Source organism: Nonomuraea sp. MG754425 (genome assembly GCF_021699195.1).
Classification (GTDB): Bacteria; Actinomycetota; Actinomycetes; order Streptosporangiales; family Streptosporangiaceae; genus Nonomuraea.
Window position 1 is genome coordinate 1 of record NZ_SSXE01000548.1, and the last position, 346, is coordinate 346.

Sequence of the window (346 nt, forward strand, 5' to 3'; positions counted from 1 at the left end):
GGCGTCGCGGGCGCGGACGGTGTAGGTGTAGGCGGTGTTGGCGGTCAGGCCGGTGTCGGTGTGGGTGGTGCCGGTGACGGTGGTGAGGAGGGTGCTGCCGCGGTAGACCTCGTAGCCGGTGACGGCGACGTTGTCGGTGGAGGCGTTCCAGGCCAGGGCGACCGTGCTGCTGCTGACGCCGGTCGAGCGGAGGTTGCCCGGCACGCTCGGCGCGGTGGTGTCGCCGCCGCTGCCGCCGCTGGTGGTGGCGGTGACGGCGGTGCTGGCGGCGGAGCGGTTGCCGGCGGCGTCGCGGGCGCGGACGGTGTAGGTGTAGGCGGTGTTGGCGGTCAGGCCGGTGTCGGTG

1 protein-coding gene is annotated in these 346 nt (G+C 74.6%); it reads right to left on the minus strand.

Annotation, left to right across the window (positions count from 1 at the left end):
• The coding region (locus FAF44_RS53910) for a fibronectin type III domain-containing protein (RefSeq protein ID WP_237111218.1) at positions 1-346 on the minus strand (346 nt) is incomplete at both ends.